Annotated in this window: 24 protein-coding genes and 1 pseudogene; 5 read left to right on the forward strand and 20 right to left on the reverse strand. The window is 46.3% G+C overall.

Annotated elements, in window-relative coordinates:
- Positions 1-11 precede the first annotated feature (11 nt).
- The 6 genes and pseudogenes from NYE50_RS17090 to NYE50_RS17115 form a co-directional block, all read right to left on the reverse strand.
- Complete coding sequence (locus NYE50_RS17090; protein ID WP_159354538.1) at positions 12-539, reverse strand: stage II sporulation protein M; 528 nt, start codon at positions 537-539, stop codon at positions 12-14.
- Positions 536-1,240 (reverse strand): ABC transporter ATP-binding protein, encoded by a 705-nt coding sequence (locus tag NYE50_RS17095; RefSeq protein WP_017419446.1) that lies wholly within the window; start codon positions 1,238-1,240, stop codon positions 536-538. The genes NYE50_RS17090 and NYE50_RS17095 overlap by 4 nt, the downstream gene beginning before the upstream one ends.
- Positions 1,233-2,888, reverse strand: a complete 1,656-nt coding sequence (locus NYE50_RS17100) for a hypothetical protein (RefSeq protein WP_159354539.1) — start codon at positions 2,886-2,888, stop codon at positions 1,233-1,235. Before NYE50_RS17100 ends, NYE50_RS17095 begins: the two co-directional genes overlap by 8 nt.
- A gap of 82 nt (positions 2,889-2,970) precedes the next feature.
- Positions 2,971-3,306: an uberolysin/carnocyclin family circular bacteriocin gene (locus NYE50_RS17105; protein ID WP_003151973.1), complete on the reverse strand. Its 336-nt coding sequence runs from the start codon at positions 3,304-3,306 to the stop codon at positions 2,971-2,973.
- 67 nt (positions 3,307-3,373) lie between these two features.
- Entirely contained in the window at positions 3,374-3,946 is a 573-nt protein-coding gene (locus NYE50_RS17110; protein ID WP_115941011.1) for a hypothetical protein, read from the reverse strand.
- A 258-nt stretch (positions 3,947-4,204) separates the two neighbouring features.
- Positions 4,205-4,745 (reverse strand): annotated as a pseudogene (locus NYE50_RS17115) (GNAT family N-acetyltransferase).
- A gap of 376 nt (positions 4,746-5,121) precedes the next feature.
- Between NYE50_RS17115 and NYE50_RS17120 the strand changes: the two are divergent.
- On the forward strand, positions 5,122-5,883 hold the full coding sequence (locus tag NYE50_RS17120; protein WP_017419451.1) for an SDR family oxidoreductase: 762 nt from the start codon (positions 5,122-5,124) through the stop codon (positions 5,881-5,883).
- Positions 5,884-6,025: 142 nt separating this feature from the next.
- Here NYE50_RS17120 and NYE50_RS17125 read toward each other — a convergent pair whose 3' ends face one another.
- From NYE50_RS17125 to NYE50_RS17140, 4 genes are all read right to left on the reverse strand, one after another.
- Entirely contained in the window at positions 6,026-6,388 is a 363-nt protein-coding gene (locus tag NYE50_RS17125; protein WP_003151967.1) for a HesB/IscA family protein, read from the reverse strand.
- Positions 6,389-6,464: 76 nt separating this feature from the next.
- Positions 6,465-7,319, reverse strand: a complete 855-nt coding sequence (dapF, locus tag NYE50_RS17130) for a diaminopimelate epimerase (RefSeq protein ID WP_014418790.1) — start codon at positions 7,317-7,319, stop codon at positions 6,465-6,467.
- 123 nt (positions 7,320-7,442) lie between these two features.
- A complete protein-coding gene (locus NYE50_RS17135) occupies positions 7,443-8,660 on the reverse strand; it encodes a NupC/NupG family nucleoside CNT transporter (RefSeq protein WP_159354541.1) in 1,218 nt (405 codons plus the stop codon).
- A gap of 134 nt (positions 8,661-8,794) precedes the next feature.
- Positions 8,795-9,031 (reverse strand): YuzB family protein, encoded by a 237-nt coding sequence (locus NYE50_RS17140; protein WP_007408721.1) that lies wholly within the window; start codon positions 9,029-9,031, stop codon positions 8,795-8,797.
- Between the two features lie 266 nt (positions 9,032-9,297).
- On the opposite strand from NYE50_RS17140, the gene NYE50_RS17145 reads away from it, so the two are divergent.
- Complete coding sequence (locus NYE50_RS17145; RefSeq protein WP_101287756.1) at positions 9,298-10,365, forward strand: NAD(P)/FAD-dependent oxidoreductase; 1,068 nt, start codon at positions 9,298-9,300, stop codon at positions 10,363-10,365.
- A 37-nt stretch (positions 10,366-10,402) separates the two neighbouring features.
- Here NYE50_RS17145 and NYE50_RS17150 read toward each other — a convergent pair whose 3' ends face one another.
- Positions 10,403-10,729: a YuzD family protein gene (locus tag NYE50_RS17150; protein WP_017419453.1), complete on the reverse strand. Its 327-nt coding sequence runs from the start codon at positions 10,727-10,729 to the stop codon at positions 10,403-10,405.
- Between the two features lie 79 nt (positions 10,730-10,808).
- On the opposite strand from NYE50_RS17150, the gene NYE50_RS17155 reads away from it, so the two are divergent.
- Positions 10,809-11,144: a NifU family protein gene (locus NYE50_RS17155; protein ID WP_169510385.1), complete on the forward strand. Its 336-nt coding sequence runs from the start codon at positions 10,809-10,811 to the stop codon at positions 11,142-11,144.
- Positions 11,145-11,185: 41 nt separating this feature from the next.
- Here the strand turns inward: NYE50_RS17155 and NYE50_RS17160 are convergent, their stop codons facing one another.
- The 5 genes from NYE50_RS17160 to yutH form a co-directional block, all read right to left on the reverse strand.
- A complete protein-coding gene (locus NYE50_RS17160) occupies positions 11,186-13,162 on the reverse strand; it encodes a S9 family peptidase (RefSeq protein ID WP_172869823.1) in 1,977 nt (658 codons plus the stop codon).
- A 103-nt stretch (positions 13,163-13,265) separates the two neighbouring features.
- The gene (gene thrB, locus NYE50_RS17165) at positions 13,266-14,195 is read right to left on the reverse strand and encodes a homoserine kinase (protein WP_014418794.1); all 930 of its coding nucleotides are present in this window, start codon (positions 14,193-14,195) and stop codon (positions 13,266-13,268) included.
- A complete protein-coding gene (gene thrC / locus NYE50_RS17170; RefSeq protein WP_014721762.1) occupies positions 14,192-15,250 on the reverse strand; it encodes a threonine synthase in 1,059 nt (352 codons plus the stop codon). The genes thrB and thrC overlap by 4 nt, the downstream gene beginning before the upstream one ends.
- Positions 15,250-16,551: a homoserine dehydrogenase gene (locus tag NYE50_RS17175; RefSeq protein WP_021493978.1), complete on the reverse strand. Its 1,302-nt coding sequence runs from the start codon at positions 16,549-16,551 to the stop codon at positions 15,250-15,252. The genes thrC and NYE50_RS17175 overlap by 1 nt, the downstream gene beginning before the upstream one ends.
- A gap of 201 nt (positions 16,552-16,752) precedes the next feature.
- A complete protein-coding gene (gene yutH / locus NYE50_RS17180; RefSeq protein WP_029973819.1) occupies positions 16,753-17,769 on the reverse strand; it encodes a spore coat putative kinase YutH in 1,017 nt (338 codons plus the stop codon).
- Positions 17,770-17,923: 154 nt separating this feature from the next.
- Between yutH and NYE50_RS17185 the strand changes: the two genes are divergently transcribed.
- Positions 17,924-18,424 carry a phosphatidylglycerophosphatase A family protein gene (locus NYE50_RS17185; protein ID WP_003151934.1) on the forward strand — a complete coding sequence of 167 codons (501 nt, stop codon included), beginning with the start codon at positions 17,924-17,926 and terminating at the stop codon, positions 18,422-18,424.
- Between the two features lie 27 nt (positions 18,425-18,451).
- Here NYE50_RS17185 and NYE50_RS17190 read toward each other — a convergent pair whose 3' ends face one another.
- The 4 genes from NYE50_RS17190 to lipA all read right to left on the reverse strand — a co-directional run bounded on the left by NYE50_RS17190 (position 18,452) and on the right by lipA (position 21,105).
- Positions 18,452-19,222, reverse strand: coding sequence for a TIGR01457 family HAD-type hydrolase (locus NYE50_RS17190; protein WP_007408728.1), 771 nt, complete (start codon positions 19,220-19,222; stop codon positions 18,452-18,454).
- 33 nt (positions 19,223-19,255) lie between these two features.
- Entirely contained in the window at positions 19,256-19,690 is a 435-nt protein-coding gene (locus tag NYE50_RS17195; RefSeq protein ID WP_007408729.1) for a DUF86 domain-containing protein, read from the reverse strand.
- A 25-nt stretch (positions 19,691-19,715) separates the two neighbouring features.
- Positions 19,716-19,991 carry a YutD family protein gene (locus NYE50_RS17200; protein ID WP_003151928.1) on the reverse strand — a complete coding sequence of 92 codons (276 nt, stop codon included), beginning with the start codon at positions 19,989-19,991 and terminating at the stop codon, positions 19,716-19,718.
- A gap of 217 nt (positions 19,992-20,208) precedes the next feature.
- Positions 20,209-21,105 (reverse strand): lipoyl synthase, encoded by an 897-nt coding sequence (gene lipA / locus NYE50_RS17205; protein WP_003151923.1) that lies wholly within the window; start codon positions 21,103-21,105, stop codon positions 20,209-20,211.
- Positions 21,106-21,307: 202 nt separating this feature from the next.
- Here lipA and lytH point away from each other — a divergent pair, with 202 nt between their 5' ends.
- Positions 21,308-22,285 carry an L-Ala--D-Glu endopeptidase gene (lytH, locus tag NYE50_RS17210; protein ID WP_032876720.1) on the forward strand — a complete coding sequence of 326 codons (978 nt, stop codon included), beginning with the start codon at positions 21,308-21,310 and terminating at the stop codon, positions 22,283-22,285.
- Positions 22,286-22,318 lie beyond the last annotated feature (33 nt).

Genomic DNA, 22,318 nt, shown 5'->3' on the forward strand with positions numbered 1-22,318 from the left:
TTCTGCCCCTTTTACTTAAAAATTGGTGTGATGTAAGCTTCAATAATGGCAGCGGCGATCAGCAGACAAATAATTATGAGCACCAATATTCCAATATGCCTGAATATTGAAGCCATTATCTTTTTTTCCTTAGAAAAACACAGCCTGATGACCAATTCAACGCCCTTAAAACCAATGGCGCCACTTAATAATAACGCGGGAACTTCAAATATACCATGAGGAATTAGCAGTAAAAAAATCTGATAAAAAGGAACCCCGCTATGTAGATTTTCTATAATAGAGCCGCTTAAAATAAACCCGTTGGTGAATAAATAAAAGATTGAGGTCAACCCAAAGGTAAAAAAACCCGCGGCTAAAAACAGACAAGCGATTGCATTATTTTTCAGCAGTTCAACCGCGCCTGACGAGCCGTTGTAAGACGCTGATGAAACAAAGTGATCGGAAAAAAACGCAGCGATCACACCGCCTGAAAAAAACAGCAATGACGCGGTTAACGGAATGACAGACGTCCTGATTGCCGACAACAGGCGGTTCATCATGTATAGATACTCTCAGCCAATTCTTCAATCTCTTCTAATGAATGCTCGGATGACTGATACTCCGCCGCAAAAACGCCCTCATGTATAATACCGATCGTATCGCACAGCGAATGTGCCAGCTCCAGCAGGTGAGTCGATAACAGGACCGTATTTCCCTGCTTGACGTACTCCTTTAATAACGTCCGTATCGTTTTACCGCTGATTAAATCAATGCCCGTCAGCGGCTCGTCAAGAATTAATATCTTTGGCTGATGAATGAGCGCGGCCGCAATTGATAATTTTTGTTTCATTCCGTGTGAATATGTTTTAATCAGCTGATTTCCGTCTTGAGCAAGCTTCAGCGTCTCTAACATATTCTTTATATAATCATTTGTCCGCTGAGACGGCACTTGAAACATCTCCGCTGTAAAACGCAAGTATTCTACTCCCGTTAAATAATCATATAAAAAAGCATGGTCGGGCACAAAACCGATATCAGCCGATAGTTGCCCCCCCTCTTCTGAATCCAGTTCCTTGCCGTCAATCATGACGCGGCCTGAAGTCGGTTTAAGCAGGCCCGAAATGATTTTCAAAGTCGTTGTTTTCCCGACTCCATTAGTCCCCAGCAAAGCATAGATTGAGCCTTTTTTCACCTCAAACGAAATATCTTTCAACACCTGTTTTTCACTATAGTTTTTTTGTATATTCACTAATTTAATCATTGTTCGCAAACCTTTCCGCCATATTGATTCTGCGAAGAAACAGAAACATGACTCCATAGTTTAATAGTGTGAACAGGACAAAAATACCTGATGCAGAATGAATAAGCATCGTTTCAAGTTCCGGCTTTTTATAGATAAAATACGATGTGATCGCAGCGATTTGAAGCGACACAATGAAAATGAAAGATCCGTAAAAGTTGTTATACGTCTTTGCTTTCCCCGCTTCTCCAATTTCGTACATATGCTCCCAGTTTTTCTTAGGATACAGGGCGGTGCTTGAAATCTGGACAAGACTGTATAAAAAACCCGAACATAAAAACACAATAAACAAGTAGATCGTCAGCGCCGCGGAAGACGGAAAAAACACCGTAATCAAAATGGTGATGATGAACGAATAGATAAGAGCGGCGAGATTATAAATACATACTTTCGGAAACACCAGCTGCCACGCATGTTTGATATTCCGGTGAAACAAATGCTGATTTTTTATTTCCCCGTCAACTGATAATACTGTTTTGAGCGCATCTCCGACGAGCTGATACGAAAAGTTCGCAATGATAACCGCCGCAGACACGATGGCGGCTGCCGAATACCCGATAAAGTGATGCGATAAAAGCGGAATACAAAAACCTAAAAACAGCATGAACAAATACAGCATACTGCCGAAATTCCTGATAAAAAACCCGTCAATTCTCGATAAGAACAGGAGGTCCTTTTGAAAAACGGCATGAAATATTTTGTTATTTCTATATAATTTCAGCTTTGGCGCAAAATCTGCGTTTGTCAAAAACATATAAGGAATAAGGTCCATTTTCTTCAGGGTGGCCGACCACAGTTTAAACATTCCCGCCGTTAAAAGGACGGCGGCCGCAAACACCGCAGCGAAAACGAGCACGGAATGTGAGCGGAATGCTAACCATACATACGGCGTATTCATGAGGATGTTCCGGAAAGCCGGTGACTCCGTAAAGCTAGAAATATCCTTTGCGGTATACTCCCCAAACACGAGAAGATAAACGGCATATCCGACTGCAAGCGGAACCAGCAGGCTGACGCTGAATAAAATGCCTTTCATGATTTTCAAGTAAAACAATTTGCTCCACATATTTGTAAGAAGATAAACAACATAAGAAAACAGCATAGATAAAAATAAATTGAGAAGAAAATAAACGAAGCCCAAGAAAAATACGATGATCGCCGCAGACCCGGTCATGCCTGCGCTTGATAAAAACAAAAAGACCGGAAAAACAAAAAGATACCATACGAAAATGGTTTTTTTGATCGCCTGGCCGGCAAAAACAGAAAACAGCTGTAAAAAACGCACCTTTTTTAATTGATGAATAACCTTGCGCGTATCCAGCAGAAAGGCATTGTGATGTTCTTTAAAGAAGCCGGCAGCCCAAAAAAGCTGCTCAAGTGAAACGGCGATTAAAACAAATTGCCCCCATGCGCTGAGGGGCAGCTGAATCAGTTTTGTCCCGAATACAACACCGCATCCCAGGAAAACGAGATATAAACATAACAGAGAAATAATAATGGCAGACAGCAGTTTGCTGTTGAGTTGAGGAATGCCCCAATCTTCCTTTCTTTTTCGAAACGATGACAGGGTATTATATTTGATAAGAGCCGCAATTTGTTTGACTATCATACTTTCAATCCTTACATATGTATTTGGGAGAGAGGCTCTTTTTGCAGCTTGTACAAAAAGAGCAATTATTTATTGATCGATTTTACCAAGCAGCTGCGTATTTTTTGCCGTATTTCTTAATCATTGTTTTTGCTGTTGCAACGATTGCATAAGAAATCGCGCCTGCGCCTGTAACGATACCGATAAGAGAAATGATAGAAGCAATTGTTGATGCCGCATCAATAATATCAATTGCTTTTTTAGCTGCTGCTGTAGAGATGCCGAGAGTAGAAGCTAATTCAGCATTGGCTGAGAATGCATGAGCCGCCGCCACGTTTAATTCAGTTCCCGTTAATAATAGTGCATAAACCAATGTTGCTGCAGCAAGAGCCGCGCCAAACAAAATGAAAGACTTTTTATTAGATTTTACTAAGTTCATCATAACATCTCCCTACTCTGTTTTTTTAATTTATAATAAAATTCAGCTTAATTGACTCTCTCCCGAGCTAAATTTTATCCGCCATAAAATAGTTTAAGAAAATAGTAAAGAGTTTTAGTAAAACAAAACATCCAGTCAAAATGATTCTCTTGCCTTTACTGAGATCGGTCAGTTTTCCTGCGGCAGCATAAAGAGCCGCGATTGATATGAGCAGAAATGGGTCCAGCAGCTGCAGACTCAAGCTGGTGCCGCCGGCAGAATATATAAGCGAGGAATCAGCCGTTAAGTAGTTAACAACTGAAAGAATCAACATTTTAAATGCCGAGATTAAAGAAGTCAGCGTATATAGAAGCAAATAATTTTTTTTCGGTTTCTTTGTGCCGAGAATAAAAGCGGTAACAAATAACAGAAATCCGCCTATCAGAATTTCCACAAAAGTTGTGAAGATCATAAATCCTTGCAGAAACATGACAATCGTACGAACACTTTTCTCCCCGATATCGTAGGTACTTTCTCCGACGGAAGAATAATACGACTGCAGAACTTTATCTGAAATACTGAATTGGAAGAGTAATGAACAGATCAAAATGATGAAAAAAGAACTTAAAAATATTTTTTTATTACTCAATTGACCTATCATATTATCATCCTTTTCTTACAAAATAAATTAACTATTCTATACTTTTACAATTTAGTTTAATCCTATCAAAAAATCAATATCCTTTCGAAAAATATGACTTTAGGACGTGTTGACAACGAGCACATCTTTCAGAGTTTTCAGTTCTATATACCCTTTATTTTTTTTTGAATTTGCAAATAGTATGATTTAGACAATTGATTTGAAGTTTTAGGAAGAACCTGTCGAAAGAGACGCAGGATATAAAAAAGGAGGATATCGTCATGTATCCTCCGGATGTATGATCGCCAGCACCTGATGATCTTCCCATTTTCCATTTATTTTTACATTTTTTCTCGCAATGCCTTCTTTATGAAAGCCAGCTTTTTCGAGCACCCGGATTGACGCCTTATTGTGCGGCATGACTCCGGCTTCTATCCGATGCAGTTTCAGCTCATTGAATGCATAATCGACTGCCAGCTTAACAGCCTTCGTCGCATAGCCTTTCCCGTTATGTTTGCCATCTAAAAAATAACCGATAAAAGCGCTTTGGAGGGAACCCCGAACCACCTGAAAAAGGCTGATCGTGCCAATCAGGGTCTGATCCTGAAGAAAAATGCCGAAGCTGTATTCTGTGTCATTTTCCGCATTCTTCAGTGATTGTTCAATTCGTTTTTTCCGGCCTTCCAGCGTATAAAAAATCCTCTTGTCTCGACATGGCAAACCGTTCAAAGAACATGCGGTTTTCCGTCTGCAAAACCAGTTCCTGCTCTGCATCATTCAGGCTGAGCGGCCTGATATCAACGCTGTTTCCTTCCTGCATATGCATCGCCGTCCTTTTGTTTTGATCAGAAACGTTTTTTAATTGCCTCTCACCCATGTGATACGGTACGCTTTATCGCATCAAGAAAATTCCAAGACTTTACAGGTCACCTTTCCTTTCGTGACCTATGTCTGATGTGAGTAACCGAAACGGAATCACAAGATTCTTTTGTTGACTTAAACCGTGCTTTAAGCCGTATCATCATATTGTGACAAGGAAAGAATAGTTTTGGCGGGTTTCCCGATGATCTAAAAATCAATTTTACAGAATCACTGCTGTCTTATTTCATGCCTATTTGCGGGATGAATATATTGATTGGATCAAAGCTGAAATGTTGACAAAGAAATGTAAAAACAATCGGAAAAGAGGAGTTAATATGAAACTGACGGGAAATACAATACTGATTACAGGCGGAAATGCCGGAATAGGATTGGCTTTCGCAGAACGGTTTTTAAAAGCGGGAAATAAAGTCATTGTGACCGGACGGCGTGAGCACGCTCTTCAAAAAGCAAAGGAAACATTCCCGGATCTTATTACATATGTCAGTGATTTGAGCATTCCATCTGAACGTATATCACTGTTTGATTGGGTGAAAGAAAATTATCCGGAAGTGAATGTGTTAGTAAACAACGCGGGGATTCAACAACGTTTTCACGTGCTGAAAGCGGATGCGAAGGACAATTGGGACTATTTCAATAAAGAAATCACAACGAACATTGAAGCTCCCTTCCACCTGTCTATGCTGTTCGCTCCGTTTTTTGCCGAAAAAAAAGATGCGGCTGTCATTAACGTCTCTTCGGGATTGGCTTTTACACCGCTTGCTATTGCACCGATCTATTCAGCAACGAAAGCAGCGCTTCATTCATTTACAATGAGTCTGAGACATCAGCTTTCTGATTCATCTGTAGAAGTGATTGAAGTTGCGCCTCCGGCGGTGAATACAGATTTAGGCGGAGCAGGGCTGCATACTCAAGGAGAACCGCTGGATGAATTCGCTGATGGGATTTTTAAAGGACTGAAAGAGGGCAAACTAGAAATCGGATATGGTTCTTCAGCGGAACGGCTGCGCATGTCACGGGATAAAGCCGATGAACATACGGCAAATATGTACAATGCAATGAAACATACAATTGAATAACATCTTTAAAAAAGCAAAACCCGCTTCTGTTGAGCGGGTTTTATTTTTATTAAACAGATAAACGCCTTTCTTAACAATGGTGCAAGCGCCATCGAAAAGAAAGACGTCTTATTTTTTCATCCTAAGAATGGCGGGTTGACCCTTAGCACTCTTCCGGCGTACCGGCGTTTTTGGCCGTGCGGAAAGATGAACCGCAGCCGCAGGAAGCGATGGCGTTCGGGTTGTCAATGGTGAAACCGCCGCCCATCATGGACTGTTTGAAGTCAATGATCGTGCCGGTCATGATATCGAGGCTTTCGCTGTCGACCAAGACGGTGATTCCGTGCTGTTCAAACATGCTGTCTTTTTCGCCTTTTTCATGCTCAAATCCCATCCCGTAAGACAGGCCGCTGCAGCCGCCGCCTTTTACGCCCACACGAAGGAACGCGTTTTCTTCTTCATGCTCTTTCATCATATCTTTTATATGCAAAGCCGCTGCTTCAGTGATGGTTACTGGAACACTCATAGGTAGACCTCCTTTTTTAAAAACAATGCTGATATCTATTATAAACCTTGAGGAGAGTATTTCTCAAACGAGCTGTTTACAAATAAAAGACGCCGCTGCATACGGTTTCGGCGGGTCCCGTCATCAGCACGTGCCCGTTGTCCTGCCAATTAATCACAAGGTCGCCTCCCGCTAAATGAACGGTGATATCCCGGTTTCGTTCGGAAACACCGTTCAATACGGATGCGACAGCCGCCGCACAGGCGCCTGTTCCGCAAGCCTGTGTAATGCCGGAGCCGCGTTCCCATACGCGGAAATGAAGTTCATCGGCGCTGACGGTTTCCACAAATTCGACATTGACGCCTTCCGGAAATCTCGGGTCTTTTTCAATGACGGGACCGAGCGTTGTAAGAGGCGCTTGATTGATATCCGCAACCGGAAAAACAATATGGGGGTTTCCCATTGATACGGCTGTTCCGGAAAGCTCCGTTTCTCCAAAAACAAAGGTTTCATCGATCGTCCGTTCATCTTCATTGCCGAGCATCGGCAGCTCTTTTTTGGTGAGGCGCGGTTCGCCCATATCGACGGCGACTTCACGCACAATCCCGTTGTCTTCCGTAATGTCTGCTTTCACAAGACCTGAAAGCGTCTCAATGAAAAAGGACGTTTCTTCTGTCAGCTTATGTTCGTATGCGTACTTTGCCACACAGCGAAGGCCGTTGCCGCAATTTTTCCCTTCTGAGCCGTCATTATTAAAAATCCGCATTTTGACGGGCGCTTTTTCAGACGGACAGATGAGGATCATTCCGTCAGAGCCGATGCCCGTGTGAATGCTGGACACTTTAACGGCAATCTCAGCCAGCCGTTCTTCCGGCAGCTGTTCTTCAAATTGATTTACATATATATAACTGTTTCCAAGACCATGCATCTTGGTAAAACGGAATGAATTCATATCGGCCTCCAACTTTTTTTCTTTTACTTAGTATAAAAGCTCTTCTGCTCGGACACAATACAAATATCCCCCGTTTTTCATACATAAAAGCTCCCTGCATAAGCAGGGAGCTTTTATCGTTTACTACATAAACATGCCGGCAATCGCCGCGCTGAGAAGGTTTGCGAGTGTTCCCGCAATAACCGCTCTTAATCCGAGGCGCGCAATGTCCGAACGGCGGCTTGGGGCCAATCCGCCCAGTGTGCCGAGCATAATCGCAATCGAAGAGAAATTGGCAAATCCGCACAGCGCAAAGCTGATAATCGTAGACGTTTTTTTAGAAAAGTCCGCAATGTGCGGACCGAAGTTTGAATAAGCGACAAACTCATTCAGCACAAGTTTCTGTCCGATATAGCTTCCCGCTCCGAGCGCTTCATGCCAAGGAACGCCGATTACAAATGCGATCGGTGAAAACACGTAACCGAGAATGGATTCTAATGTAATATGTTTGAAACCGAACCAGCCGCCGATTCCGCCGAGAATTCCGTTCACTACGGCGATGAGCGCGACAAACGCAAGCAGCATGGCACCGACATTTAGAGCAATCTGAAGGCCAGTGGACGCGCCTTTTGCCGCTGCATCAATCACGTTAGCGGCGCCTTCGCCTTCTTCGTCCATATTAAAATCGCCTTTTATCGTCTGCGTTTTTTCCGTTTCAGGTATTAACATTTTTCCGAACACGAGACCGGCGGGAGCCGCCATAAAGCTGGCCGCCAGCAGGTATTCAATCGGAATGCCTAACAGGGCGTAACCGAAAAGCGTCGAACCCGCTACAGCCGAAAGGCCGCTCGTCATAATCGTAAACAGCTCGGAACGGGTCAATCCCGCAATCAGCGGTTTAATGGCAAGCGGTGATTCAGACTGTCCGACAAAAATATTCGCAGCCGCCGCAAGCGATTCCGTTCTGCTTGTCCCAAGAAGCTTTGACAGTCCGCCTCCGATGACGCGAAAGATGAGCTGCATGATTTTCAAGTGATACAAAACGGCAATCAGCGCTGAGAAAAAGATAATGACCGGCAGAACGCTCAGCGCAAAAGCCGGGCTGCTGCCCACTTTTAACAGCGGGCCAAAAATAAAGCTGATGCCTTCGTTCGCATAATCAATGAGAAGCTGCACACGGCTTGAGAACCATAAAAATACGGCCCGTCCGGCGTCCCACTTTAATACGATGAATCCGAAGGCCATTTGTAAACATAAACCGACAATGACGGTTCGCAGGTTAATTTTGCTTTTCTTCTCTGATAACAAAAAAGCAATGGCTAATATAGCAACTGCCCCGAGCAGCCCCCAAACGATATTCAATGAATCCACCTCTAAAATTTTATTTAAAAAAAGTCTTTATTAAGATAACAATATTTATTTTTGCTGTCTACAAATTTTTTATTTTGCCAAAACCCGGGGCGCAATAAAAAAGAGACCCCGTTCGGAGCCTCTGATTAAAACATCGGATTTTCTTCTATGAATGTATATATGTTGTCAACCAATTCAGCAGGCGTGCCCCCCGTGACCACTTCGCCGTTAACCAGGGCGAACAGGGACTCCATGCATTTCCCGCAATAGCTTAAACAGCCATATTCAAGCACGTCCAAGTTCGGATCCTTCTCTAAGATCTCAAGTGCTTCCTGGGAACCGCGCGCTAAATTGCTGACACAGAATTCAATCATCGGATTCATGCGGTTTCACCTCACATATGTACCTTATCCTAACGGAATTTCCTCTATTCGTCAAAGATCCGGTTTCACGCTCAATGTTATCGTAACATATTAATTCAGGTTAAAGGTTTTACTATTACGTGTTTTCTGGTCAATTTGTAGGTTATTTTAAAACTATTATTGTGGTTTTAGATCAAATTCGTTATAATTCTAGATGTTATTTTACATAGTTCGTTATTTTGTAACAACATTGACTACCATATTTTTCGGGCAAAAGGGGAATCATTATGAAAAAATTGGTCTTGATCGGCGGGGGTTACGGAAACATGCGGGTGCTGCACCGCTTACTGCCGAACCAGCTTCCGTCAGATATATCCATCACGCTGATTGACAGAAACCCGTATCACTGCTTAAAAACAGAATATTATGCGCTCGCCGCCGGCACGATTTCTGATCATCATATCAGGGTGTCTTTTCCTGAGCATCCGAATCTGGATGTTCAATACGGTGAGGTGGCTTCCGTCGACACGAAAAACAAACAGGTTCTGTTTCATGACCGCGAACCGATTTCTTACGATGACGCGGTGATCGGACTGGGCTGCGAGGATAAGTATCATAACGTGCCCGGCGCGCCGGAACATACTTACAGCATTCAGACCATTGATCAGTCACGCGAAGCCTATCAAAAGCTGAACAACCTCGGCGCCAATGCATCTGTCGCTATCGTCGGAGCGGGATTAAGCGGCGTGGAGCTTGCCAGTGAATTAAGAGAGAGCCGTGACGATCTGAAGATTATGTTATTTGACCGGGGCGACTTGATTTTATCAAGCTTTCCGAAAAGACTCAGCAAGTACGTTCAGAAATGGTTTGAAGAACACGGCGTCGCCATTATCAATAATGCGAATATTACAAAAGTGGAAGACGGGATCGTTTATAATCATGATGAAGGAATACCGGCCGATGCCATCGTGTGGACGGCGGGAATTCAGCCGAATAAAGCCGTCAGAGAAATGGACGCTGAAAAAGATCCGCAGGGCCGCATCGTTTTAACACCGCACCACAATCTTCCGGGCGATGAGCATGTTTACGTCGTGGGTGATTGCGCGAGCCTGCCGCATGCGCCGAGCGCCCAGCTGGCTGAAGCACAAGCGGAACAAATTGTGCAGATCCTCCTGAAACGCTGGAACAATGAAGAGCTGCCGGAAACAATGCCGCAATTTAAGCTGAAAGGCGTTCTCGGTTCACTCGGAAAAAAAGCGGGCTTCGGTCTTGTCAACGACCGTCCGCTCATTGGGCGTGTGCCCCGTTTATTAAAATCAGGCCTTTTATGGATGTACAAGCATCATAACGGCTGATAAGAAAAAAGCCGCTGATTGCGATCAGCGGCCATTTTTAAGAGCCCGCCACATAGCCGCGCTTTTCCATTTCTTCATATATATCTTTTAAATGCGGATTCCCTTCCCCCACAATGACATCCTCCACCAGCACGAGCGGATAGAAAAATTCATCGTTTCTGATGCGCTCCGCAAGCTCTTCTGTCTCCTTTTGCTGAGGCGGTGCGTCAATATCAATATACCGCATGTTAAAAGGCTGCTCCGGGTATTTCCGTTTCAGCGCCGCCTCCAGCCACTCAAACGTATCTTTGGCGCTCGGCATATTCACGCAGCTTGCGCAAAGCGTTTCAGCGCCGTAAACACTGAGCGTAACCGGCTTTGTCATGTATATCATCCCCTTTACACCAGTATACAAAGGACGGGGCAGCTTTTGTATAAAAAACGGTTTTTATGTTCAAGTTTAAATATGCTATAATGGAGAAAGCAGCTTTGCAAACCAAACATTAGATTTTTACCGTTACTGTGAATATAATGGTTTTATGTATATGAAAGGAGCGAATCTCATGACTGAGGTTGAAATGAAAGAGCAAGTACAGGAAGTATTGGATAAATTACGTCCGTTTCTGCTTCGTGACGGCGGTGACTGTGAGCTTGTTGATGTAGACGAAGGCATTGTAAAGCTTCGCCTCCTTGGCGCATGCGGCAGCTGCCCAAGTTCAACGATTACGCTGAAAGCCGGAATCGAACGCGCCCTTCTTGAAGAAGTACCGGGTGTCGTTGAAGTAGAACAAGTATTTTAATCATAAAACCAGGCTGTATGACAGCCTGGTTTTTTTATTTTTTACAAATAGTCATCAAACCATGAACAAATATAACGGATGCGTTTCATCCGCTGTTCCGGATGGCCGCTTCTCGACAGCTCATGCGTGGCTTTCGGAAATCGGATGAACGACGTCGTTTTGTTCAGTTTCTTCAACGCGGTAAAAAGCTGCTCGGCCTGCTCTATCGGACAGCGGTCATCTCGCTCACCGTGCAGAATCAAAAGCGGCGTCGAAACGCGGGACGCATATTTTACAGGAGAACGATCCCAAAGCTTATCCGCTTCCTCAAACAAATCATGTCCGAGCTGCCAGTCGGTAAAAAAGAAACCGATATCGCTGACACCGTGGAAGCTGAACCAATTTGAAATGGAGCGCTGCGTGACGGCTGCTTTAAAACGGCCTGTCTGCCCGACAATCCAATTCGTCATAAACCCTCCGTAGCTTCCGCCCGTCACACCGAGACGGCCGCTGTCAATAAACGGATACGCCTGAACGGCTTCATCCACCGCCTGCATGACATCACGGTAATCTCCGCCTCCGTAATCACCCCTGACACGATTGACAAAATCCTGTCCGTAGCCATGGCTTCCTCTCGGGTTGACATACACGACAGCATATCCTTGTGCGGCCAGCACTTGGAATTCGTGAAAATACGTATGGCCGTACATCATGTGAGGCCCGCCGTGTATGTATAGAATGAGCGGATAAGTTTGATCCTCTTCAAAAACGGCGGGCTTTAAAAACCAGCCGTTTACCGTCAGCCCGTCCTTTGTTTCATATTGCAGCTTTTCCGGCACGGATATGATGCGCTCCTCAATAAACCGATCATTGTCGGATGTCAATTGCTTCTCTTCCCCATCTTCGAGCGAAATGCTGTAAAGCTCGGAAGGCTGTGCGGGTTTGGTGATTGCGGCGATACAGCTTTTCTGATCAGGATGAAAAGCAAAACCGTTCACGTACTCTTCTTCTAATCGGATCGGATATACGAGGCCGTCAATCGAGATATAATAAATACCGGTGCTTCCCTGCTCGCTCCCGAGAACGTAAAATCCCTGCCCGTCGTTTGTCCATACCGGCCGGGGCGTCACTCCTCCTATGATTGAATCCGCAATCAGCGCATCGCTCAAATGAACATCCAGCATGTCGGTCAGGCAGGTGAGCCGCTCAGTTTTCACGTCGTACAGCCACGCTTTCTCTAAAGTCGCATTGCGAAATTCATTTTCATGGCCCAGCATCGCGATATAAGAACCGTCCGGTGAAAACACGCAGGAACCGAAAGAACCGCGGTGCGGCGTAATCTGCTTCAGGCTTCCATCCGCCAGATTCATCAGATAGACATCGCTCGGCTTTCCGGCGTCACCCGGCTCGCATAAATTGGCGGTAAACGCAAGCTGCCTGCCATCCGGTGAAAAGGCCGCGTCATAATGATCCGCTTCATGATCCGTCAGCTGCTGAATCTCCCCCGTTTCAAGATGAATCAGCACAAGCTGGGCCCAGCTTCCGTTCAGCAGGCCTTTCCCGTCACGTTTATATGTTAATGACTGAATGTCAACCGGCTCATACTCGTCATGCTTCTTTTTTTCTTTCTCATCGGCGCGCTCCGCTGATGTCAGACTGACGGACACAAGCACGGATCTGCCGTCGGGCGCCCATATTGGATCTGATACGCCCCAAGGAATATCGGCCGCCTGTTCCGCCTCTCCGCCGGCAGCGTCGATGATGTACAGCTGAGGGACGCCGTTCTCCCTGTCAGAAACAAAGGCGAGGCGCCGTCCGTCAGGCGACCACCGCGGACTTGTATTTTTATCGTCCCCGAAAGTCCACGGGTTTGAGATGCCGGATTCTGTGTCATATACCATAATGGCTGAGGAATAGGAATCACGCTTATGATTGACTGTTGTCCGGACGTAAGCGGCTCTTCTGCCGTCAGGGGCATATTGCGGGTCTGTCACGGATACGAGTGACGCAATGTCCTCCTCGGTTATGAGTTTTTTCAAATCGTTTCTCCTCCTTTTCTTTTTTATTTCGCTTCCCTAAATAAAAATCCTTCTCCAGAAAAAGAAAGCGTCCTTCTCTGATGGGAAGAACGCTTTTTTATCATTATACACTTTTCACCTGCTCTAAAGGATTCCGTTCAATTACGCTTCCTTCTGACGGGACGGTAAGCGCCGCAATCTCACAGTGCGGGAAATGCTCAGAAAGCTGTTTTCTCAGCTCTTCTCCCTTTCCTTTTTCAATCAGAACAAGAATCGTCGGTCCCGCTCCGCTCAGCGCCGTTCCGTAAGCGCCTTTCATTTCGGCCGCATGTTCCACCTTTGAAAGCTCAGGAACAAGCATGGCGCGGTACGGCTGATGGAGCATGTCTTTTCTCATCATTTTCCCGGCGAGCGCCCAGTCATTTGACATGATCGCAGCAACGAGAAGGTTGCTGACGGCGCTTGCTTTAACGGCGTGCCGGTACGGCAGCTCTTTCGGGAGCACGTCTCTTGCGTCCCTGGTCAGAACTTCGTAAAACGGAATCACTGCCACAACGTCGATATCCGCTTCGGCAACACGCACGATATGTGTTTCATCTTCTTCGTGAAGGCCGATCACAAGCCCTCCTGCAAGGGAAGCAGCGGCATTATCAGGGTGTCCCTCTTCAAGACTGGCTAAGTGCAGCTTGTCGCTTTCCGAAAGCTGCAGGCCGCATAACTCATCCGCAAGCTCAATGGCAGCGACGATAGCGGCCGCGCTGCTTCCGAGACCCCGCGCAAGGGGGATGTCACTCCATACTTTGACATGGGCGGGCGGCAGCTCTTTCTGATAGCGGTCAGCCGTCCGTTTGGCGACTTGGTAGATGAGGTTGTCCGTTCCTTGAGGGATGCCCGCGACAGTTTCAGTTTCCGCCGAGAACTGCCATTCATCGTTTCGGAAAACCGAAAGCTTCAAATATCTGCTGAGCGCCATCCCGACGGAATCAAACCCAGGCCCTAAGTTGGCGGTGCTTCCCGGAACCGTAATGGAAAACAGCATCTCCGCCTCATTCATACACGCGCCGCTCCATTTAAGTATTCCAGAATACTGTCCTCATCTGTCGGCAGCGTAATCGGTTTTATGTCAGAAACGTCCACAGCCGTGTTCGGATCTTTCAGGCCGTTTCCGGTCAAAACGGCGACAACCTTGCTGCCTTTTGGAATTTCACCGGATTTCACCTGTTTCAGAACGCCGGCGATGGATGCACAGGAGCCCGGTTCGGCAAACACGCCTTCTTCACGGGCAATCAGCTGATAAGCGTGAAGAATTTCTTCATCTGTGACTTCATCAATTTTTCCGGCTGATTCTTCCGCAGCGAGCACCGCTTTGTCCCAGCTGGCAGGATTCCCGATTCGGATTGCCGTCGCAACGGTCTCTGGATTTTTAATAACTTCGCCGCGGACGATAGCCGCAGAGCCTTCCGCCTCAAAACCGCGCATCTTCGGAAGTCCGGTGCCGTTTTTCTCATGGTATTCTTTGAACCCTTTCCAGTAGGCCGTGATATTCCCCGCGTTTCCTACCGGGATCGCCAGAATGTCCGGCGCTCCGCCGAGCTGTTCGCATACTTCAAAGGCCGCTGTTTTTTGCCCTTCAATCCGGTAAGGGTTTACTGAATTCACTAATGCAATCGGTGATTTTTCGCAAATTGACCGGACGATGGCCAGCGCGTCGTCAAAGTTTCCGTCAATCGCAATGATTTCCGCACCGTACATGACGGCCTGCGCAAGTTTTCCGAAGGCGATTTTTCCGTCCGGGATGATGACGATGCATTTCATGCCGGCTCTCGCCGCGTATGCCGCAGCCGCGGCGGATGTGTTGCCTGTAGAGGCGCACATGATGGTATCATTGCCTTCTTCTTTCGCTTTGGCGACCGCCATGACCATGCCGCGGTCCTTAAAGGACCCCGTCGGATTAACGCCCTCTGTTTTCACATGCAGTTCAATTCCGAGCTTTTCAGAAAGCTTCGGCAGGTGAATCAGCGGCGTGTTGCCTTCATGCAATGTCAGGGCCGGCGTCCGATCCGTCACCGGCAGAAATTCTTTATATTGATGGATAAGTCCTTTCCACATTAGCTCCAACCGTTCCCTTCTACGCGATATGTGCTTTTTACTTCTTGTACGACTTCGAGGTCATTTAAGTTTTGCAGAATGTCGCTGAAATCTTCTTCCGATGTGTGATGCGTGACGATGACGATTTCCGCGAGGTCGTCATGGCCTTTGATCGGCAGCTGCAGAATTTTTTCAAAGCTGACGCCGCGCTCTGAGAAGGCGGATGTGATTTTTGAAAAAGAGCCGACCTGGTCTTTGACGTGAATTCTTAAAAACTGCTGGGCATAGATATCAGACGGCTGCTTCAGATTTCTTTCAAACTGCGGGGCGACAAAGCTGTTTCCGTTTACGCCGAGACGCATGTTTTTCATGACCGCGACCAGATCGGAAACGACCGATGTCGCAGTCGGCATGCTTCCGGCTCCGGGGCCGTAAAACATCGTTTCGCCGACGGCTTCTCCGTACACGTAAACGGCATTAAACTCGTTATGCACCGCAGAGAGCGGATGATGATCCGGAAGCAGTGTCGGCTGAACGCTGACTTCGATTTTATTGTCATCACGCTGGGCGATGCCGATCAGCTTCATCGTATAGCCGAGCCGTTTGCTGAAGCTTATATCTTCATCCGTGATCCGGGAAATTCCTTTTACTTTGACATCGTCCAGATCAACGTCCATAGAGAAGCCGAGACGGGCTAAAATCGCCATCTTGCGCGCGGCATCGAGCCCTTCTACATCGGCGGTCGGGTCAGCTTCCGCGAATCCGAGATCCTGCGCTTCTTTCAGCACTTCCTCATACGGGCTTTTTTCTTTAATCATTTTCGTTAAGATGAAGTTCGTCGTTCCGTTGACGATTCCCATCATTTTTGTGATCCGGTCAGAGGAAAGGCCTTCTTCGAGCGTGCGTAAAATCGGGATTCCGCCGGCGACACTCGCTTCATAATACAAGTCACAGCCATTTTCCTTTGCGGCGGCTAAAAGCTCTGAGCCATATACGGCGATCAGATCTTTATTTGCGGTCACAACATGTTTTTTCGCTTTCAAGGCATCAAGAAGATATTGCTTCGTCTGTTCGACACCGCCGATGACTTCAATAATCACGTCGACCTCAGGGTCATCGATTACATCATAGACTTCTGTCGTCAGCACATCCTTCGGCAGGTCTGCGTCTCGTTTTTTATCAATATCTTTAACTAGCACTTTTTTGATCGTCACCGGACAGCCGACCTGGTGCATAAGCTTATCCTGATGATCTTGTATAATTTTGACGACACCGCTTCCCACGGTTCCCAGTCCTAACAGTCCAATACGAATCGCTTCCAAAGAGAAACTCCACCTTTCTTCCTTTTGTCCACTAGAAAAGGACAATTGTTAACCCTTCACAGACATTTAAGTTACAAATATTATATAAGCCCGCATTTGTTTTGACAAGCGGCTGAATATTGTTTCTTCGGATATGAAAACGCTTAACACACTGATATGACAAGATTCCCTATTTTCTAAATATTTTTACGTCATATTTTCTTACGAACTGATTCCTTTTCCGAGCCACGCCACAGGCGGGACAAAAACCTGCGCCGACCTGACATTCATCATGTCGTGACATGTCTGTAAAAACTGTTCATAGCGGGTGCAGTCGGCAAGAATGTAGTCAAGCTGCTCTTCGTAAAACTGTTTTTCAGAATCATGAGAAATGTAATAGCTCTCCACCGTCTCGAAGAAATGGAGCGGAAACAGCAGGCGGCTGTAAAACAGGCGCTTGGAAAAGGAGGATAACGGCGTAACTTGCTCATATTCCTGCAGAAACAAAAACCCATCTTTGAGCAGGTCGTCACGATGATACAAATATGTGCTGCGCATATATTCCGCAATATCACGGGCGGCATGGTCGAATACCCAATCGCCCGGAATGCGGATCAATGATTCCTCCGACCAGGTATCCCGTTCCATCCGCTGATGGCAGATTGTCCCCGAGTCCTCTGCGCCGGGATTGTCATCCAGCTCCGTATCCACTAAATATTGAATGGCGTTTTCCGCTAAGCCTGAATAATAAGGAAATGCTTCGATCATTTTCTTTTCGAACGGTTCAAGCGGAGACATATGAATTTTCTGCATCCAGAATGATTCCAGCTGATCCACCCGTTTTCCCCATAAGTCCTTCCATTGGCCGATCCTGCCCGCTTCTTTCACTTCGTACGGAAAACCCCGCCCTTTTCTGTGAAATTCGGCAAGCTCCCCTCCGACGGAAAACGACCGGTTTGAGACGGGAATCGGCGCTTTTAAGAGCGCATACGTTTTGCCTTCGTCCTCAAAGGTCAGTTCTCCTTCCTTCGTAAAGATAAACACTGAAACGTATGGGTCACTTTGTTCTTGTAAATACTGACTCATGTAGTAAAGCTCCGTCAGCTCTGATTGCGAAAACCCGGAAACGGGAATTATAAGAAAGAAGGAATTAGGCGTCTGGAAGCATTGGTATTTCTGATAAACGGAAAGCTGTCTGACGTGGATGCCGTACTTTTCTTTAATGATGCTTTTCATCATAATCACCTGCCTGAAAAATTAGAGCTATTCACATCGTAGTCATATGCCGGCGGAATTATGAATACATATTGTAATCCTTTGAAACAAGTGGAGAAACATCGTACACATCGGAAGAGTGTTGTATAAACTAGTAAAAAAAGATTGGGTGAAGCAAATGTCAGAAAAGGAACAACTGAATCAGGTGGAAGCTGTCGCCAGGGCGCGTTTAAAAGAACGGGGGGTTGAGACGGACGATATTGCCGAGCTGGTGTATTTCCTTCAAAAAAAATATCATCCTGATTTGACAATGGAAGTATGCAGGCTCAATGTGGATCGTGTCATCGCAAAACGCGAGGTGCAAAACGCCATTTTAACGGGAATAGAATTAGATGTGCTCGCCGAACAAAAAAAGCTGTCTGAACCGCTTCAGACCATTCTGGCGATTGATGAAAGCCTGTATGGGGTTGACGAGGTGCTCGCCTTCTCTATCGTGAATATATACGGCTCGATCGGCTTTACGAATTACGGCTACATTGACAAAGAAAAACCCGGTATTCTCGGGCGGTTAAATGATAAATCTACGGGCGAATGCCATACGTTTCTTGATGATATCGTCGGCGCAATCGCAGCAGCGGCTTCAAGCCGGCTTGCTCACAGCGCAAGAAATACAGAATAAGGACGGCCGTCATGGCCGTCCCTTTTTTTATAGATGTTCAATCCATTCGGTTAAAGAGTCAATCGCATATGTCGGCTTCTGGCCGTAATCTGCCATATGCTCACGCTTTGTCACTCCGGTATGAACCAGCAGCGTATCCATGCCCGCATTGATGCCGGCCATAATATCCGTTGCATAGTTATCGCCGACCATGAGTGTTTCGGAAATATCCGTTCCGAGCACACGCATCGCCTGTTCCATAATAATGGATTCAGGCTTGCCGATAAAGACAGGCTCAACGCCCGTTGACACCGTCAAAACGGATGTGAGCGAACCGTTCCCTGGTAAAAGCCCTCTTTCAGTCGGAATGGCAACGTCGCCGTTTGTTGAAATGAACCGGGCGCCGTTTCTGATCGCAAGGCATCCCGTTGCCAACTTTTCATATGTAATGCCGCGGTCGATTCCCACAACGACAAAGTCCGCGTTTTCTTCTCCGAAGCTCAGCCCGTTTTCTTCAATGGCCTGACGGATGCCTTCTTCGCCGATCACATACACCGACGCGTCTTTTTTCTCCTGGGCGATATGCTGCGCAGTCGCCATGCTCGTCGTGAAGACCTGCTCTTCAGATGCCGGAATGTCAAAGCTCATCAGCTTGTCCGCCACCTGCTTCGGCGTCCGGGAAGAATTGTTCGTCACGAATAAATACGGAATGCCGCGCGCTTTAAGCGTTCTCACGAATTCACACGCTTCTTCGATTTTTTCCGTCCCGTTGTACATTGTGCCGTCCAAATCTATCAAATATCCTTTATAATCCTTCATACTCAACACTCCTGTGGATTTTCTCACTCGTTGTTATTTAAATGCGGAAACAGGCCCTAATTCTGTTTCCAGATAGGTTCTTACACGGGCCGGAAAGGCTTTCAGCACATCTCTGTTTGACGTGATCAGCGTAAACAGCTCTTGATAATCGGCGTGCTGATATTCCTGGACAAGCTGCTTTCTGGAAGAGATCAGTTGCTTCAGCTTATTTCCTTCATCCTCAGCTACCACCTTTTCATCCGTCAGAATATCCATGATGTCGTCATAACTGCCCGGATCGCGCATGATAAAGCCGTCAATCATATCATTTCCGACATCGAGAATGCATTCGATCATAAGATGGCTGATCCGCTCAAGCGCCCTTTTTTCGATTTCGCTCTCCCATGCAGGCGTGCTGTCAAACAGCGCCAGCTGGGTCTCAAAAAAACGGAGTGTTTGTTCGATATTATTTCTGTCAACAAAATACACGTGACAGCATCCCCTTCTGCTTCAATTATTTTCTGATTCGTTTTAAAACAAAATACGCGCAGCCGAAATTGCAGTATTCGTAAATGTATTCGTCCAATGTGCTGATTTTCGTTTCAAAGGTTGCTTTTTGATTCTGGTCATCAAAGAAGCCTTTGAGCCGCAGCTGACTGTATCCCCAGTCTCCCACAATGTAATCATATTTATTTAATATGTCCGAATAGCGGGCTTTGAACGCTTCTTCATTAAAGCCGTTTTTAAAATCGTGTACGAGTTCAAACTCGGCATTTTGAATAAGAATCATGTCTTCACCTCTTTTATCACTCTTTACTATCATAATTCATTGACTTCTGTCCATCAATTGCAAAATGAGACGGTTCGGACGGACGGAGAATTTTTCCTCTTTATATCCAGTGTAGCGGTTCAGACGATCCTTATTCAAGAATGACTTTTTCCCTGCAAAAACGGCTCCATCACAAAAAACCCAAAACCTGCGGCGTTTTGGGTTTTTTCGGCTTATCTTATGCTTGGGCCTGGCGTTTTTTAGACGCTTCGTTCACTTGTTCATCCGCATGGTAGGAAGAACGGACAAGCGGGCCTGCTTCACAGTGGCTGAAGCCTTTTTGCATTGCGATTTCTTTCAGTTCGGCAAATTCGTCGGGATGATAATATTTTTGGACTTTTAAATGTTTTTTCGACGGCTGCAGGTATTGGCCGATCGCCATGATGTCGACATTGTTCGCAAGCAGGTCGTCCATCACTTCAATAATTTCTTCCTTCGTTTCGCCGAGACCGATCATAATGCTTGATTTCGTCGGGATGTCAGGCTGCATTTCTTTCGCACGGCGCAAGAATTCCAAAGAACGGTCATATGTTGCGCGGGCCCGGACTCTCGGTGTCAGGCGGCGGACGGTTTCAATGTTGTGGTTCAGAATATCAGGACGGGTATCCATTAATGTTTTCAGGTTGTCGTAATTTCCGCCCATATCGGATGGCAGCACTTCAATTGTCGTGAACGGGCTTTTTCTGCGGATCGCCCGGACCGTTTCCGCAAAGACGCCTGCTCCGCCGTCTTTCTGATCATCACGCGCTACGGCCGTGATGACGGCGTGTTTTAAATTCATCAGCGCGACGGAATCAGCTACGCGTTCCGGTTCCTGCAGATCCAGCTCAGTCGGCAGACCCGTTTTTACAGCGCAGAAGCGGCATGCTCTCGTACAGACGGAACCGAGAATCATGAACGTCGCCGTACGTCTGACAGCCCAGCATTCATGGATGTTCGGGCATTTTGCTTCTTCACATACGGTATGCAGATTATTTTCACGCATTAATTTTTTCAGACCCGTATAGTTTTCATTCGTGTTCAGCTTTATTTTGAGCCATTCCGGCTTTCTCAGATGCTCGTCTTTCTTTGCCATTTCCCCATCATCTCCATTATCCCTTTATTCATGTTCGTGTGCGAAAAATTTCTATTTCACGATGGATATAAAACTTGCGGATTTCTATTCAATAGTCACTTTAACATAGGAAAAATTTCTCGACAAGGGAAGAGAATTACTTACATTTTCTCGGATTGTTGCCGCAAACTATGTGTATTCAATCCTGAAAGGAGATCATGTTGTGAAAGTTCTGTTATCTGCTCTTCTCCTTTTATCAGTTTTCTGTCCGGCTGCAAGCGGGAAAGAACAATCGGCTCCTGTTTACGGCGAACGGATGCAGTTGTACCGCAAAGCCGAAGCAGTCACGCAAATTCCTTGGTATGTGCTTGCGGCGGTTGACCAATATGAAGAAAATGTCCGCTCGAACCGAAAGGATCTGCCGGAAAAAGCGGGAATCATCAGCATTTATATTCCGGATCATTTGTGGAGCGGCCCTGAAAATCCAAATCCTAAGGACGATGCGCCTCTCAGCATTAAAGTATTTGACGGGATCGGCCTGGACGGCGACGGCGACGGAAAAGCCGAGGTAAGCAATGATGAGGATATCCTTTATACATTTGCTCAGTATTTAGCGGGATTCGGAACCGATCTTGACCATATCCGCATCGGTCTCTGGAATTATTACCGCCGTGATCAGACGGTCGGCATTATCACCGAATTCATGACACTGTTTAAAACGTTCGGCCGCCTAGATCTCGGAGAGCACGCTTTTCCGCTTCCCGTGAAGACGGATTACAGCTACCGCAGCACATGGGGCGCCGCACGGGGTTTCGGCGGGCGCCGGATTCACGAAGGAACGGATCTGTTCGCTCATTACGGGCTCCCCGTCAGATCGACCTGCTACGGTATTGTTGAAATGAAGGGCTGGAACCGTTTCGGCGGCTGGAGAATCGGCATCAGGGATATCAATAACACGTATCACTACTTCGCTCACCTGAACGGCTTTGCAAAAGGTGTGCATAAAGGCCAGATCGTCAAACCCGGAGAGGTGATCGGCTCTGTCGGCAGTTCCGGATACGGACCGCCGGGCACCGCGGGAAAATTTCCGCCGCATCTTCACTACGGGATGTATAAAGATAACGGCAGATCGGAATGGTCTTTTGATCCGTATCCCCATTTAAGGGCATGGGAACGAAAAGAAATCCGCAGGAAAAAGTAAACACACAGCCGCCAGGAAAGATTGCGGCTGTGT

This window comes from Bacillus sp. EU55 (genome assembly GCF_038005925.1).
GTDB lineage: Bacteria > Bacillota > Bacilli > Bacillales > Bacillaceae > Bacillus > Bacillus velezensis.